This is a genomic window from Paenibacillus turpanensis (genome assembly GCF_011421635.1).
Taxonomy (GTDB): Bacteria; Bacillota; Bacilli; order Paenibacillales; family YIM-B00363; genus Paenibacillus_AK; species Paenibacillus_AK turpanensis.
In genome coordinates this window covers 145,343-158,507 of record NZ_WTLI01000011.1, presented here as the reverse complement: position 1 = coordinate 158,507, position 13,165 = coordinate 145,343, and the positions used below count along the sequence as shown (strand labels likewise).

Sequence of the window (13,165 nt, the reverse complement as noted above, 5' to 3'; positions counted from 1 at the left end):
TATTGATTTTTTTCATGATATCCCGAAATAGGTTCGGTGTAAAGAATTAATTTTAGCTTTCCTACGGCTCAGCAGTCGCTCTCTCCCGGCTTCCAGCCCGTCAGCTGACTCCATACATGGGCCCTTTGCAAAATCTCCCATATGGGCGGCCCCTTCTGCTCAATATATTTCGTTCGTTGAGATGGATAAAGCTTCATCAGCTCATATTTGTGCTTCGCATAACGTGAACAGTCCTCCGAATGGGCTCTCAAATAGTCGCGGAAGAGCAGACTCAGTTGCTCCGACCAGCTCCCCTGTTCACGCACATGAATATGTACTCTCGGGCATCCCAAAGGCTCGCGAAAATACCGTTTAGACAAATCTGGGTTGTCCTTGCGGTATATCCAACCGGCTGCTTCCAGCCGGTCAATATAAGCATCGTCCAGCTGACGTACGGAGATCTGAACGTCAATAACCGGCTTTGCGTCCAGCCCAGGCACGGAGGTGGATCCAATATGATCGATGCGAATCGCCGCCTCTTTGAAAATCCGCCTCAGCTCCAAGCCGATCCTCCGAAATTGTCCGGGCCACGCCGGATCATAGGGAACGATTAGGACCGGATCCTTCAATTGACATCACCAATGTACACGCTCCCTGCTTTACCTCGCTGAAAGCTTGTCCCAAGAGTTTTCGGATAAAGCTCAATTTCATTTAACCGCTCAAGCTCTACCCATTCTACTCCAATCTGCGCAGGGTCAGGGACCGCACCGTTTCTCAGCTCTACCTCAGATGGATCCGCCTTTAAACGGCAAACAAAATAAAATTCAACCTGATGGATTTCCGAATCCCACTGGGCAAATTGGTGGTTTTTCCCGATGTATTCTCTGACGCAGAGGAGCTCGCCCGGCTCGACCTCCTGCCCGATTTCCTCCATACATTCCCGCACAACTGCCTCACGAAGCGTCTCTCCAGGCTCCTGCCCACCGCCGGGAAACAAATAATATTGGCCCTGCTGTCCCTGATTTACGGTCAAAAGAAGGCGGTTATCCTGAATAATAACCGCCTTGGCCGAATTTCGTATCGGTCTCATCTGCAAGCTGCACTCCTCATTATACTTATTTCATCATTAACGGATTAGGGCGAATAAGAATAAGATCACCAGCATTACAAACCCAAAACCAAATAACGCTTTTCCGATACTGCTCTTATCGGGATCGTCACTAAACGAAACAAATCCCCCTACGATTAAGCCAACAATAGGGATAAAAAAAGTTACCACAAACAAAAGGATGGTAAAGCACCCGTTCATCGACGAGGAGCTGCTCGGTGTATAAGTCGGCCGCATCGTTCTTGCCCGGTTCACCGTACTGCCGCAGTATTTACATTTTAATGCACCCGGCTCCAGCCTTTCGCTGCAGTATGGGCAGCTTGATACGTGGGTAGAGGCCGACAAGACTCCGGAGTACTCCTTTTCCGTTTCCGGTGTCCCCTCGATTGGTGCTTCCCGCAGCGAAGACCCGCACACGAGACACATCATGGCGTGCTCTGAATTCGATTCCCCGCAGCTTCCACAGCGTTTGACAGCCATTTCCCATCATCCTCTCTTGCTGTAATCCCCGTTTCCATCCGATGCTCCAGCATCCGATCTGCATAAACAGGTAAAGCAAAAGGAGGTGCCGTAAAGCCCTCCATTTTCTTTCCATTGATAATAATCATACGGGAAGAAAGCCGGTTTTGTTGCAGCTTTTTCCCAAAAAATACGTTCTATCACTTTTACCATCCGGCTCCGCTTATCTGCGTACACCAAGTTACTTCATTTTATTGTTGGCCTGAGCATAGGAGCGTTCCATTATAAACCACATAATGAGGCCCCATCCAATGCCCCCTAGAGGAAACACGATAAGTGAAGTAACTGCCGTCTCCCAGAAGTCGGAACCGATCTGCTCCCACTGGAACCCGTGATCTAAAATAAAGGTGAAGATCGTAAATAAAATGGCCGTCGGAATCCCCCATCCAAGCATGCCTGACAAAATCACAAAGCTCCATTTTCCATTACTGCGCTTACGTTCCCATCGTCTCATCTGCTTTTCGTTCATCGGCGATATCCCCTCTCTACAGGTGCTGCTGCAGGCGGATCATATCCCTGCACACCATCCCGTTTTCCATAATCGGCTCCGGGTAATGCAGCTGGAAAAAATTCAGATCCACGCCGATTATTCGGAAGCCGCATTTTTGATACAGCGCCAATTGTGGGATGCTGGAGTTGCCAGTTCCGACTTCGATTGTTTTGTATCCGCTCTCCCTTGCCATTCGCACCGCTTCAAGCACTAGCTTTTTCCCATAACCCTTTCCTTGATAGGCTTCGGCTACGGCAATATTGACTAACTCAACTGTCAACGGCCTAGTAGGAAGCAGCACGAACACGCCGATTACCTCCTGCTCCTGCTGCAGCACATAACAGCTTCCCTTGGAAACATAGCTTTCCACAATCTCACGGTGCGGATCGGCAAGCAGCAGAAGACTCCATGGATAAGACTCGCCTGCCTTGAGTCTGCGAATTGTTGCAGTCATGTCAGCTAACGCCCTCTCCGCTGCTCATTCTGAAAAGAAAAGCATTGATTTGCCCCATATGGTGGCGGTCATGAATCGTAATATAAGTAGAGATAAAATCCCGTATTTTCGTTTCCTTTTTCCCCACATAAAACGTAAAGGCGTCCCTGCATTTCGATTCCAGCTCTCGAAGCAGCTCCTGCCTCGTCTCGCGGAATTGGCGAAATCTTCGCTTCATACCCTCGACATGTTCCGGGATAAAATAGCTGACCTGAGAATTGATGATATGATGATCGACAAAAATGACTACCGCATTCTGCCTCATTTGTGGAACCATATGCGTTAACACGTACGTGTCCCAAAGCCATATATGGCAAATGATGTGGAAGGGGGACCATTTCTGCTCGGAAATTGGAGTAAGCAGCAGGTGATAACCGTAAGGCTCAATACCTTGAAGCCAGTCTAAATAGGCCTCCATTAGAACAAGCTCGTTCATCCTTAGAAACTACCGCCTCTCGACTGATAAGTTCTCATTAAGCAATCTATACTGCGTGCCGCAGGGCAGCTGCTTGCATAGGCCGAGAACAAAAGCCCGATCCTTGGCATATGGTCACGGGAGGATGCGGGCTATCATGGATTGGATACTAACTGTAATTTCAGGATCATTTTACCTTACTTATTTAACAGAGTAAATATAAATATATATCTTTTTACCAATATTATAAGTACTATTTTCCTAGATACTGCTTCTCAAGTATAACTCGGTGATGGAGCTCATGACCTGCAATTACGCAGGCAATGGCACGGGCCGAAACATTTTTACTATTCATCACGCCGGTACGCGTCCACGCCGACTCGGGAATGCCGCGGATTAGTGAAATCGTAGATTGTCTCAGCGTGACGAATTCTTCCGTAATATCGGCTAGCGTACGCCCCTCATGACCGCCGGCAGCAGCATAGCTGTCTTGATCAAAGCCCGGTAAGGATTGGCTTTCTCCCCTCGACACACAAAGCAGACGGTAGCCCATAATCCGTTCCGTATCCACAATATGCCCCGCAACCTGCTTAATCGTCCATTTATCCGCTGCATACCGATGATCCTCTTTATCTTGGGGAACGGATTTCAGAACCCGAACCAATTCATCCTGCTGCTCCTTTAAAATAACAAGCAAATCCCCTTCCGGTACGGACCGGATATAACCTTCATAGAATGAAGCGTATTCGTTTGCTTCCGGACGTGTAAACAATCACAATTCCTCCCCTTATAAAAAGGCAATGTTTTCCACACCATGGTAGCATATTTCCCCTGTAAACGGTACGGGAAAAACAAAAAGCCGGGCATTTCGCCCAGCTTTCACAGCTCTAAACGATGTATTGGTCGATCCCGTACGAAACGAATTGATTCTACCTTGCCCGGTAAGCGATCGGATCGACGCTTCCCGCCTCCGCAAAGCCTTTCAGGCGAAGTCTGCAGCTGTCGCATTCGCCGCATGCCTCTTCGCCGCCATTGTAGCACGACGTCGTCAAATGGTACGGCACGCCCATGCGCATGCCTTCCCGAATAATTTCCGCTTTCCTTAATTGAATCAGCGGAGTTTCCACCTTAAATCGTGTGCCCTGAACACCAGCTTTGGTGCCAAGGGTAGCGACTTCGGCAAATTTGTTAATAAATTCGGGCCGGCAGTCCGGGTATCCGCTGTAATCCAGCGCATTGACCCCGATATAGATCGCTTCCGCCTCATTTACTTCCGCAAAGGAGGTCGCGATCGACAGAAAGAGTAAATTCCGGCCGGGAACATAGGTAACCGGAATTTCTCCTTCCTCGCCATCCGCTGTTACCTTGGGAATAGCAATGCCGTCATCGGTTAACGCGCTGCCGCCGAATTCACGCAAGAAGCCCAGCGAAACGATCCGGTGCCGGTCAGCCACTCCATAATGCGCAGCCACCTTCTTCGCGTTTTCGATTTCATTGCGGTGCCGCTGTCCGTAATCAAACGATAACGGGTACAGCTCGTACCCTGCTTCCTTGGCAAATCCCATACACGTCGTACTGTCCAGTCCGCCGCTTAAAATGATTACTGCCTTTTTCACACGTTCGCCCCCGATCCATGCTCATGCAAACCTATTCACTCTACTATACTCCGCGCGCCGCCGGGTCCCAAATGACCTTATGCAGCTGCATGTTCAGCTTTACCTGGGACAGGCCCCTCTCCAGCATTAGCGAGACCAGCTTATGCGGCGGCATCGTTTCCCATACGGGACTAAACAGGGGAAGCGCCCGAATGGAATAAGCCTGCAAAACCTCTACGGCTGCTTCAAAATCCCGCTCACTGCCTATAACAAACTTTAGTTCATCCTGAGGACGCAGCAGCTCCAAATTGGAGAGAACCATTTTATCGTTTTCCCCGGAATCCGGAAGCTTATAGTCCATAACATAACGAACTTTTGGAGAGTGGACTCCCTTTAGAAACGGCTCCAGATCAATGGCCCCGTTCGTTTCAATGTGCAGATCCGTCAGACGCTCTATTCCGCTCGTCAATGCTTGAATGAGCGCAACCGACCTCTCACCGTAAAGCAGCGGCTCCCCGCCAGTCAGGCAGAGATGCGTGGAGTGGAAAGCCTGGACCTTCTCCACAATTTCCCCGATGCTCATTACAAACTCCGCCTCAGCGGGCGGATAGGAATATTTCGTATCGCACCAAACGCAGCGCAAATTACAGCCGAATAAACGAACGAAAACGGTGGGAAACCCGGCTCTAGTGCCTTCGCCTTCCACCGTTTCAAATATTTCAACCATCGGGAGACGAATGTTCAGCACGTCGTTATTGCTCATTCTCGTCCTCCATCAGCTCTCGGGTCACTTCAGCATAGCTCGTCGGGGTTTCCCATAATCTTACCATGTCCATCCGAACCCGCGGATACCAGCCTTCTTCCTTCAAGCCTTCCAGCAACCGCTCGTAAATCCATACCACCATATTTTCAGCAGTCGTATTCATCGGCGGCAGCACATCGTTTAAATAACGATGATCAAGAACGTCGATCACCCGTTCCTTCGCAATTCGCTTCATATCTCCAAAATCGATGGAGATTCCCCGCTCGTCTACACGACCGATCATTACCACCTGCACTTTATACGTGTGCCCATGCAAGCTTTTGCATTTCCCCTCGTAATTGTGCAAATGGTGGGCGCTGTCGAACGTAAATTCTTTGGACACACGCACCAGCCGATCATGGTATTTAAGCTGACTCTCTTGAATGTCTACCCCTAGCTGTTGTACTTTACGGGGGATTTCATAATCCATAATTATTCACCACATCTCAAAAAGCATTACGTTTGATTATATCATGGCATTCTCCCACCCACAATGGGGATAAACGCAGATACCTAGACGAGCAAGCAGCGAAAAAACATCAACCGATCTAAACCAAAAAAAATTCCCATTCGACATAATACTACATATTTCATTGGAGGAATTACCTATTTATCCCCGAATTAGTTAGGTATATAGACACTTATGTACATAAGACCAAAGGAGGGAAATTAAAGTGGAGGCAGACCTAAAGCAGCAAGTTGCTGTTTTTATGGATAGCGTTCGTGATGATTGGTCAGAGGTAGATCGAACATTGGCTTTCTTATTTAAACTCCAACGGACCAGAAGCGAAGTCCCGCCGCCGTTAGCTGAGCTGATCGGGGTAATGAAGCAGGAAAAGCCGTTTTTATACACAATGGTCAAAAATCGCGTGGTGCATCAGCCGCAGCTGCGTATGCTGTTCGAGCTGTCGCTGGACTACCAGTTAGCAAAGCAGCGGCTCGATGTGTTTAAGGAATCGATTTCTAACTGAAATATTCCCCCGGAAATAAGAAAAGGAAGCCCGTAAATTCGTTCGGGCTTCCTTTTCAATGCTTAATGAACGGCTTCCATTTCAAACATCATTTCATCAACGGGACGGTTATTGCACATAACCGTTAGATTGAACGTATCGTAATCCCGTTCCTTGTCGATTTCCTGCATGAGCAGAGAAGCGATCAGTTCACGGTCAGGCGTTGCGCCCCGATCGCGAAGGTCGATAAATCCAGTCACCTGACGAGTCGCTATATCTACGGTCGCAGTTCCGATCGGAAGTCCGCCGTGCTTTTGATCATACACCTCATACGTCAAAGTATCTTCGTCATCGCGGACCATGATTACGGAATAGTCTGAGCCCTTCCCTGGGAAGACGTCCAGCTCCTCTTCGTATTCATCGTCATCTTCCAGCATCGCCAGCGTATCCTCTTCCACCAGATCCTCATGGGTCAGCTCAATCGTCTCAATAATTTCTCCATCGAACTTCATATGGAAATTGAACGTATCCACTTCATCCTCATCGAAGTCCGATACGATCAAATCGGTAATCGCTTCGATTTCATCTTCCGTCGGTTCAGACATAAAAGTAATGTCGCCTGTAACGTCATCCCCTTGAATCCGCATGAACGCCTCCGCAACCCATTCCATGTTCGGCGTATAAACATGGTATTCAATACGGTTACGGCTTTCGCCGACAATAACAAGCTCATACATTTGCTCACGGAAATTCTGATTTTCCATCACGAGCTCATCCGAGTCATTCGGATCTACGTCATCAAATCGTGTCTCATCTTCTGTATTGACCACTTCATCGTAATAAGCGTACGGCTCTTGATCCATGAGGAATTCATCCTCGATGTCCTCTTCAATTTCCCTGGACGTAGCAATTACGTGATCATACTGCCCATAAGTAACCATCACATCACAATCCATGGCCTCTACGGCATCTACCATTGATTGCACGTAATCCTGCACATGACGAATTACTCTTTTCTTTTGGGAAAAGGACAGCGTTTCTTTATCCAGTTGGACGGAGCCGCAAATTCGATCCCCTTCCCGGTAAACCAATGTAACGCTGCCTACAAAACGACCGTCGTGAATGATGTCGTTCACTTCGCCGCCCGCCGTTTTCAAGTCGGGTCTCAAAACGATTTGACTCATGCTAACTCCCTCCAGATTCGATATGACATCGCCTATAGCGTATCCCAATCGGAGGAAACTATCCGGGAATTAACCCTATAAAACATACTTCTCTAACGCCCGCAGCACGCCTTCTTCATTATTGGATGCCGTAACGGCGTCGGCTTCCGCTTTGACTCCATCGGGAGAGTTATCCATGGCAACACCGAATCCGGCAAAACGCAGCATATCAATGTCGTTAAAGTAATTCCCCATCGCAATCACACGATTCGGGGCAATTCCCCACAGCTTGCAGAGCTCGGCGAGCGCCGTTCCCTTGTTCACGCCCTCCCGCATCACATCGACAAAATGAGCTCCGCTGCGAATGTTGCGAAAGCCGTCTGCCCCGGGTCCCCATGCTTTTTCAACGCGGTCCATCACCTCTTCCGGACCGGTTGCTGTAAATTTTACGACCGTACCGTTCAGGTCTTCAATCTTTTCAAGCTTGACAGGATCGATAAGGAAGCTCCGATAGAGAGCCTGTCTTTCTTCATCAAGTTGTTCTGTATGTAGGTCAAAAACGGTGCACATGTCAAAATGAATGGCATTGCTGCGGCAGTACGCAATTTGCTCCTTTACGTTCTCGACGCCAAAATGGGAAGCATACAGCACTTCCCGGGTAGCTGAATTCACCACTGCAGCACCGTTATGCGTAACCGCAACCCCCTCGAGTCCAAGCTCGTCCAGAATTGGAAACACGCTTAACGGTCCTCGTCCCGAGCAGAGCACAATATGAATCCCTGACTGATGCGCCTTTCGGAGCCCCTCAATCGTGGCCTGTGTAAGCTTGTGCTCATCGGTCAGCAGCGTTCCATCCACATCGAGTGCAATCAGATCGAACTTTCTTTCACTCATTGCCGTCATCCTCTCCACGCAGCTGGTTCAGCTCCTCCTCGGCAAGCTCCCGGAACTGTCCCAGCTTTAATTCTTTATCTAACGATAAGGGGCCCATCGACAAACGTTTTAAATACCGCACCCGTTTGCCAACAGCGAGAAACATCCGTTTGACCTGATGGAATTTCCCTTCCATAATCGTTAGTTCTATTTTCGACAGCCAGCCTTCCATCCCCTGTTCGGTGGCAGAGAGCACACGCAGCTCTGCAGGCATCGTTTCGTATCCGTCCTCAAGCGTAACTCCCTTGCGGAACGCGGAAACGTCTTGCTCGTCCACCTTTCCCTCTACCTCGGCAAAATAAGTTTTGGGCACATGCTTTTTCGGAGAAAGCAGCTGGTGGGCCAGCTGTCCGTCATTGGTGAGCAACAGGAAGCCCTCGGTGTCCTTGTCCAGACGGCCGACAGGGAAAGGCTCGAAGTTCCGCAAATGTTTCGGCAGCAGATCGATTACGGTCCGATCCCGATTATCCTCGGTAGCCGAAACTACACCCTGCGGCTTATTCATCATGAGATAAATAAATTCACGGTATATTACCGGTTCCCCATAAACCTCGATTCTGTCGTTCACGGGATGAACCTGAATTCCGCTGTCCTTCGCTTTTATTCCGTTTACGGTTACGGCCCCCGATTTGACCAGCTTCTTCAGCTCACTGCGCGTTCCGTGACCCATGTGAGACAATATTTTATCCAGCCGTTCTGTTTGCTTCATCACTCGAACCTCCTTGCCGATCCACCCGGCTACGTCCATCTCCAGCCGGGAGGATAATCATTTTTGAGCATTCCTTCCGACCAGCGGCCCCAGCCTAGAGGATACGCCCCTGCGCATACGAGCACATAGCCTTTGGATGGAATCCCTTCGGCTCTGTACAGCTCACTCTCTTCAATGCTCAACGTCTCGCCTTTTAAATAGCGGATAACCTGCTCGGACTTTGGATCCAGCTGTAAACGACGAGCACAGCTCTCCGGATACAGGGCGAGCGCCAGCGCATGAGCCGGCTCAAAGCGATGCGGCGTTTGCATGCCGAGCGGCAGGCCCGGCCTGACGACGCGAAGCCCGTCCAAAGCCGGCAGGCCTGCCGGCTCCCAATAGATATACGAGCCGCGCAGCAGCAGCTTGCCTGGCGGCAGCTCCGGTGCAAAGCTGGCGAGGAAGCTCGACACGCCGGATGTATCTACCGGCCCTGCTTTATCCGGGCGCTTTGAAGCCAGCTTTTTATTCACGGCTTGAAATTTATCCCGCTTGCCATACTCAGTGGGGCGGCCCGCTTTTAGCGCTTGCGCCTTAGCCTTGCTGCGTTCATCGGCCGCTTTCTGTCTAGGCGCAGGCTGCACCGCTGCAATCACACGCTCATCCTCGGCTTGATGATAGGGCAGCTCGCCATCCGCAATCTTTTCCAGCACAGCGGCATAGTGCCCCTCCCCCTTAAGCTGATGCGGCCAAAGCCGGACCGTGCCGTCGAGCTCAGGCGGAGCGTCCGCCCAAGCGGATTCGCCCTGCGCAAAGCATGGGCCCGCAGCCGGCACGACGCGAAAATCCGCATGACGCGATAGAAAGTCGGCAATTTGTCCTTCGTTTTCTTCTGGAGCAAAGGTACAGGTGGAATAGACGATCCGCCCTCCCGGAGCAAGCATTTCAGCCGCGCTGTCCAAAATGTGACGCTGCGTCCGTACGCACCAGCCGATGAGCTGCTCGCTCCATTCCTTCACCATTTCCTCTTCCTTACGGAACATGCCTTCCCCGGAGCAGGGCGCATCGATCAGGATACGGTCAAAATATTGTGCGAATGCTTCCGCAAGCCGCTCAGGCGTTTCATTCGTCACAATCACATTTCTGGCGCCGCAAAGCTCCAAATTTTTCATTAAGGCCTTCACCCGATCCGGGTGGTTATCGTTGCTCACGAGCAGCCCCGTTTGAGCCAGCTTGCCGGCGATCTGCGTCGATTTACCCCCTGGAGCCGCGCATAAATCAAGCACGCGTAGACCGGGCTTGACGTCCAACAGCTCAACCGGCGCCATGGCGCTCGGCTCTTGAATATAATACAAGCCGGCATGATAGTATGGATGCTTACCGGGGCGCTCCCCTTCTTTATAATAAAAACCGGTGGCGCACCAAGGAACCGGCTCTGTCGTAAATGGAGAAATGTTGGCCCAGCCTTCAAGCGTTACTTTCAATGGATTCATCCGAAATCCATAAAGACGCGGCTCGTCGTACGATTGCAGGAACGCGGGAAATTCCGGCCCCAGCAGCTCCTTCATCCGACGCTCAAATAATTCCGGCAATAGAACCGGCATGTAGAACCCTCTTTTCATGTTCACTATATTTTCATAAGCGCATATGCGCTTTCGTATGATATAATATGTGCAAGTTGGACAAGGAGGAAACTGAACATGAACAAGAAACGTTCATTAAACCGACGAATTATCGCTTATGTGTCGGTTTTCGTAGCTCTTATTGCCGTACTCATTATCATTAATCAGCTATCGAATAATGTCAACAGCAATGCGGACAATCCTTACCAGAAGCCATACAACCAACTCAATCCGGAGACGGTGAAGCTGCTGAAGGACGAGAACTACCAAAATATCATTTTGCCGGCGCAGCTGGATCAGAAGCTGTCCAATAAGGAATCGGGCTTCGTCTACTTCTTCGCCGCAACCTGCCCGCACTGCCGCGCGACGACGCCAATGCTCAGCCCTCTGGCCAATGAGCTGAAGGTGGAGCTTCCAAAGTATAATTTGGACGAGTTCCAGGAAGGCTGGAGAAAATATAACATTCAGTATACTCCGACACTCGTTTACTTCAAGGATGGTAAAGAAGTAGAACGCATCGAAGGCGGATACGCTGAGGATGGAACCGGCGGGCATTCCAAGCAAACCTTCACTGATTTCTTGAACAAATATAAGGGGCTCTAAACGATGAAGAGCACACGATGGATTTGGACGGGACTCTCCGTGATCACGATCCTGCTGGCTTTAACCGGCTGCTTTTCGCGGAATGACGGCCATAAGCATAACGATGCGGAAATATTCGAGTTTACGAAATCTGCGGATGTGATGCCGAAATTTCTAGCTCAATATACTGACAACACCCAGCAGCTTTATGCTCAGGTAGAACAGCATGCCGATATTTTAAAGCAGCTCGACTGCTACTGCGGCTGCATGGACTATGATGACCCGCATGATTCCTTATACCGCTGCTTTGTTCGCTCTCATTCCGAGAAGGGAATCGAATGGACAAACCATGGTGCAACCTGCGGCGTTTGCTTACTGGAGCTTCGCGACACCATTGAAGGCGTTAAGCAAGGAAAAAGCGCCGAGCAAATCCGCATGGAAATTGATAAAACATACAAAAACGGCTGATTACGATCAGCCGTTTTTGTATGCATCTATTTTATTATAACCCACGATACCCTCTGACAAAGCCCCGCAAAATCCTGCAAACCATAAGCTCGGTTTAGTGCTCCTGCTCCCCTTTAACAGGGGGCTGTTTTCTCAGCTCTTCAACCAATCCATCAAGCTCCGGATCCACGATTTCAATCGTCAAATCATAAAATGAAAACGGCTCCTGCTCTATGCGCTTCAGCTTTTCCACATAGTCCACGGATTGATCAACCAGCTTTTGCAGCCGGATGCCGTAACGATCTCCTACTATCGCTCCGAGCTTATCAATCCCCTGGGAAAACAGCTTGATGGAGCCGGAAACGTTGCCATTGCGAAAATGATACAGGCCGACCGCAATTTGCAGTAATCCCTGATAATGCGGATCTCGGCCTTCTTCAAGCCACAACTCTTCCATAACCTCATGACATTCAAAATAATCCCGCTCGATGTTGAAGTAATAAATGAAAGCAACATATAGCGGATCATACTTCATCTTCATAAGCAGCATTTACTCCAAATCATAATGTTCTTTTAAAGCTTCATTCAGCACCTTCTGTATCCTGCCAGACAACTCCTTCAATGCGCGGACATTATCACTATCCGCCAGTTGATTGAAGGCAAGCTGAAAATGCTCAGCTTCCTTTACACGGTTGTAGAAGTACAGCTCCTGAATCGCGTTCAATATCGTCGCAACGATCGTTGATTTTTCGTCGAAAAGCTGCTGCGCCTCCACAACCTCATCACGGATGCTCGACATTTCCTCATCGAGCAGATAGGCTGCTTCCGCCGCTTTTTTCAACCGTTCACGCACTTTAGGCGGGAGCTCCTCATTAAACTTATAATTTAAGGAATGTTCGATCGTAGCCCAAAAATTCATCGCCAATGTCCGGATCTGAATTTCGGCCAACACCGGCTTTAACCCAAGCGCCGTTTGAACCGGATACTCAATAATAATATGAAAACTGCGGTAGCCGCTTTCTTTCGTATTCGTTATATAATCTTTTTCATAAACAACCTTCAAATCCTTACGCTGCCGGATCAGCTCCGCCAAACGCTGGATGTCCTCGACAAATTGGCTCATGATGCGAATGCCGGCAATATCCTCGATCCCCTGTTCGATCTTATCTGCGGGAACCTGAAGCCGTTTCGCCTTTTCCAAAATACTGGACACTTTTTTGACCCGTCCTGTAACAAATTCAATCGGGGAGTATCCCTCGCGAATTTTTAATTCAGAACGCATCGTCTTGAATTTAACCTTAAGTTCCTCCACCGCTTGCTCGTAGGGAACAAGAAACTTTCTCCAGTCTCTTCCGTCCATGCGGGATGCCTCCGTTTCC

At 49.5% G+C, this 13,165-nt stretch carries 20 protein-coding genes; 3 read left to right on the top strand and 17 right to left on the bottom strand.

The window, feature by feature from the left end; translation table 11 throughout:
* Positions 1-68: 68 nt before the first annotated feature.
* From GQS10_RS12270 to queD, 11 genes are all read right to left on the bottom strand, one after another.
* Positions 69-608 (bottom strand): GrpB family protein, encoded by a 540-nt coding sequence (locus GQS10_RS12270; RefSeq protein WP_166242497.1) that lies wholly within the window; start codon positions 606-608, stop codon positions 69-71.
* The gene (locus tag GQS10_RS12265; protein WP_166242495.1) at positions 605-1,069 is read right to left on the bottom strand and encodes an NUDIX domain-containing protein; all 465 of its coding nucleotides are present in this window, start codon (positions 1,067-1,069) and stop codon (positions 605-607) included. Before GQS10_RS12265 ends, GQS10_RS12270 begins: the two co-directional genes overlap by 4 nt.
* Before the next feature lie 36 nt (positions 1,070-1,105).
* The gene (locus GQS10_RS12260; protein WP_166242493.1) at positions 1,106-1,567 is read right to left on the bottom strand and encodes a double zinc ribbon domain-containing protein; all 462 of its coding nucleotides are present in this window, start codon (positions 1,565-1,567) and stop codon (positions 1,106-1,108) included.
* Positions 1,513-1,695, bottom strand: a complete 183-nt coding sequence (locus GQS10_RS12255; RefSeq protein ID WP_166242491.1) for a hypothetical protein — start codon at positions 1,693-1,695, stop codon at positions 1,513-1,515. The genes GQS10_RS12260 and GQS10_RS12255 overlap by 55 nt, the downstream gene beginning before the upstream one ends.
* A gap of 92 nt (positions 1,696-1,787) precedes the next feature.
* Complete coding sequence (locus tag GQS10_RS12250) at positions 1,788-2,075, bottom strand: hypothetical protein (RefSeq protein WP_207952245.1); 288 nt, start codon at positions 2,073-2,075, stop codon at positions 1,788-1,790.
* A 16-nt stretch (positions 2,076-2,091) separates the two neighbouring features.
* Positions 2,092-2,550 (bottom strand): GNAT family N-acetyltransferase, encoded by a 459-nt coding sequence (locus tag GQS10_RS12245; RefSeq protein ID WP_166242489.1) that lies wholly within the window; start codon positions 2,548-2,550, stop codon positions 2,092-2,094.
* 1 nt (position 2,551) lies between these two features.
* Positions 2,552-3,025: a DinB family protein gene (locus tag GQS10_RS12240; RefSeq protein WP_166242487.1), complete on the bottom strand. Its 474-nt coding sequence runs from the start codon at positions 3,023-3,025 to the stop codon at positions 2,552-2,554.
* A 232-nt stretch (positions 3,026-3,257) separates the two neighbouring features.
* Positions 3,258-3,776, bottom strand: a complete 519-nt coding sequence (locus GQS10_RS12235; protein ID WP_166242485.1) for a DinB family protein — start codon at positions 3,774-3,776, stop codon at positions 3,258-3,260.
* Between the two features lie 157 nt (positions 3,777-3,933).
* Positions 3,934-4,620, bottom strand: a complete 687-nt coding sequence (gene queC, locus GQS10_RS12230; protein WP_166242483.1) for a 7-cyano-7-deazaguanine synthase QueC — start codon at positions 4,618-4,620, stop codon at positions 3,934-3,936.
* A 43-nt stretch (positions 4,621-4,663) separates the two neighbouring features.
* Positions 4,664-5,362 carry a 7-carboxy-7-deazaguanine synthase QueE gene (locus GQS10_RS12225; protein WP_166242481.1) on the bottom strand — a complete coding sequence of 233 codons (699 nt, stop codon included), beginning with the start codon at positions 5,360-5,362 and terminating at the stop codon, positions 4,664-4,666.
* The gene (gene queD / locus GQS10_RS12220) at positions 5,352-5,831 is read right to left on the bottom strand and encodes a 6-carboxytetrahydropterin synthase QueD (protein ID WP_166242479.1); all 480 of its coding nucleotides are present in this window, start codon (positions 5,829-5,831) and stop codon (positions 5,352-5,354) included. Before queD ends, GQS10_RS12225 begins: the two co-directional genes overlap by 11 nt.
* Positions 5,832-6,075: 244 nt before the next feature.
* Here queD and GQS10_RS12215 point away from each other — a divergent pair, with 244 nt between their 5' ends.
* A complete protein-coding gene (locus GQS10_RS12215) occupies positions 6,076-6,372 on the top strand; it encodes a hypothetical protein (protein WP_166242477.1) in 297 nt (98 codons plus the stop codon).
* A 62-nt stretch (positions 6,373-6,434) separates the two neighbouring features.
* On the opposite strand, the gene GQS10_RS12210 is transcribed toward GQS10_RS12215, so the two are convergent.
* The 4 genes from GQS10_RS12210 to GQS10_RS12195 form a co-directional block, all read right to left on the bottom strand.
* Positions 6,435-7,535 carry a hypothetical protein gene (locus tag GQS10_RS12210; RefSeq protein ID WP_166242475.1) on the bottom strand — a complete coding sequence of 367 codons (1,101 nt, stop codon included), beginning with the start codon at positions 7,533-7,535 and terminating at the stop codon, positions 6,435-6,437.
* 75 nt (positions 7,536-7,610) lie between these two features.
* A complete protein-coding gene (locus GQS10_RS12205; RefSeq protein WP_166242473.1) occupies positions 7,611-8,408 on the bottom strand; it encodes a Cof-type HAD-IIB family hydrolase in 798 nt (265 codons plus the stop codon).
* Positions 8,401-9,156 carry a pseudouridine synthase gene (locus GQS10_RS12200; RefSeq protein WP_166242471.1) on the bottom strand — a complete coding sequence of 252 codons (756 nt, stop codon included), beginning with the start codon at positions 9,154-9,156 and terminating at the stop codon, positions 8,401-8,403. The genes GQS10_RS12205 and GQS10_RS12200 overlap by 8 nt, the downstream gene beginning before the upstream one ends.
* A gap of 29 nt (positions 9,157-9,185) precedes the next feature.
* Positions 9,186-10,739: an RsmB/NOP family class I SAM-dependent RNA methyltransferase gene (locus GQS10_RS12195; protein ID WP_166242469.1), complete on the bottom strand. Its 1,554-nt coding sequence runs from the start codon at positions 10,737-10,739 to the stop codon at positions 9,186-9,188.
* A gap of 96 nt (positions 10,740-10,835) precedes the next feature.
* On the opposite strand from GQS10_RS12195, the gene GQS10_RS12190 reads away from it, so the two are divergent.
* The gene (locus GQS10_RS12190) at positions 10,836-11,360 is read left to right on the top strand and encodes a thioredoxin family protein (protein WP_166242468.1); all 525 of its coding nucleotides are present in this window, start codon (positions 10,836-10,838) and stop codon (positions 11,358-11,360) included.
* Between the two features lie 3 nt (positions 11,361-11,363).
* On the top strand, positions 11,364-11,807 hold the full coding sequence (locus tag GQS10_RS12185) for a PCYCGC motif-containing (lipo)protein (RefSeq protein WP_166242466.1): 444 nt from the start codon (positions 11,364-11,366) through the stop codon (positions 11,805-11,807).
* A gap of 94 nt (positions 11,808-11,901) precedes the next feature.
* Here GQS10_RS12185 and GQS10_RS12180 read toward each other — a convergent pair whose 3' ends face one another.
* Both GQS10_RS12180 and yjbM read right to left on the bottom strand, forming a co-directional pair.
* Positions 11,902-12,327 (bottom strand): DUF309 domain-containing protein, encoded by a 426-nt coding sequence (locus GQS10_RS12180; protein WP_341805058.1) that lies wholly within the window; start codon positions 12,325-12,327, stop codon positions 11,902-11,904.
* Positions 12,328-12,336: 9 nt separating this feature from the next.
* Complete coding sequence (yjbM, locus tag GQS10_RS12175; RefSeq protein WP_166242464.1) at positions 12,337-13,146, bottom strand: GTP diphosphokinase; 810 nt, start codon at positions 13,144-13,146, stop codon at positions 12,337-12,339.
* Positions 13,147-13,165 lie beyond the last annotated feature (19 nt).

What these genes read in the sequence shown, in the direction of transcription:
- GQS10_RS12260 (WP_166242493.1), bottom strand. Translation starts at nt 1,567, where the DNA reads ATGGCTGTCAAACGCTGTGGAAGCTGCGGGGAATCGAATTCAGAGCAC.
- GQS10_RS12195 (WP_166242469.1), bottom strand. Translation starts at nt 10,739, where the DNA reads ATGCCGGTTCTATTGCCGGAATTATTTGAGCGTCGGATGAAGGAGCTG.
- yjbM (WP_166242464.1), bottom strand. Translation starts at nt 13,146, where the DNA reads ATGGACGGAAGAGACTGGAGAAAGTTTCTTGTTCCCTACGAGCAAGCG.
- GQS10_RS12210 (WP_166242475.1), bottom strand. Translation starts at nt 7,535, where the DNA reads ATGAGTCAAATCGTTTTGAGACCCGACTTGAAAACGGCGGGCGGCGAA.
- GQS10_RS12200 (WP_166242471.1), bottom strand. Translation starts at nt 9,156, where the DNA reads ATGAAGCAAACAGAACGGCTGGATAAAATATTGTCTCACATGGGTCAC.
- GQS10_RS12190 (WP_166242468.1), top strand. Translation starts at nt 10,836, where the DNA reads ATGAACAAGAAACGTTCATTAAACCGACGAATTATCGCTTATGTGTCG.
- GQS10_RS12205 (WP_166242473.1), bottom strand. Translation starts at nt 8,408, where the DNA reads ATGAGTGAAAGAAAGTTCGATCTGATTGCACTCGATGTGGATGGAACG.
- queD (WP_166242479.1), bottom strand. Translation starts at nt 5,831, where the DNA reads ATGGATTATGAAATCCCCCGTAAAGTACAACAGCTAGGGGTAGACATT.
- GQS10_RS12185 (WP_166242466.1), top strand. Translation starts at nt 11,364, where the DNA reads ATGAAGAGCACACGATGGATTTGGACGGGACTCTCCGTGATCACGATC.
- GQS10_RS12180 (WP_341805058.1), bottom strand. Translation starts at nt 12,327, where the DNA reads ATGAAGATGAAGTATGATCCGCTATATGTTGCTTTCATTTATTACTTC.
- GQS10_RS12225 (WP_166242481.1), bottom strand. Translation starts at nt 5,362, where the DNA reads ATGAGCAATAACGACGTGCTGAACATTCGTCTCCCGATGGTTGAAATA.
- GQS10_RS12240 (WP_166242487.1), bottom strand. Translation starts at nt 3,025, where the DNA reads ATGAACGAGCTTGTTCTAATGGAGGCCTATTTAGACTGGCTTCAAGGT.
- GQS10_RS12245 (WP_166242489.1), bottom strand. Translation starts at nt 2,550, where the DNA reads ATGACTGCAACAATTCGCAGACTCAAGGCAGGCGAGTCTTATCCATGG.
- GQS10_RS12255 (WP_166242491.1), bottom strand. Translation starts at nt 1,695, where the DNA reads ATGATTATTATCAATGGAAAGAAAATGGAGGGCTTTACGGCACCTCCT.
- GQS10_RS12250 (WP_207952245.1), bottom strand. Translation starts at nt 2,075, where the DNA reads ATGAACGAAAAGCAGATGAGACGATGGGAACGTAAGCGCAGTAATGGA.
- GQS10_RS12265 (WP_166242495.1), bottom strand. Translation starts at nt 1,069, where the DNA reads ATGAGACCGATACGAAATTCGGCCAAGGCGGTTATTATTCAGGATAAC.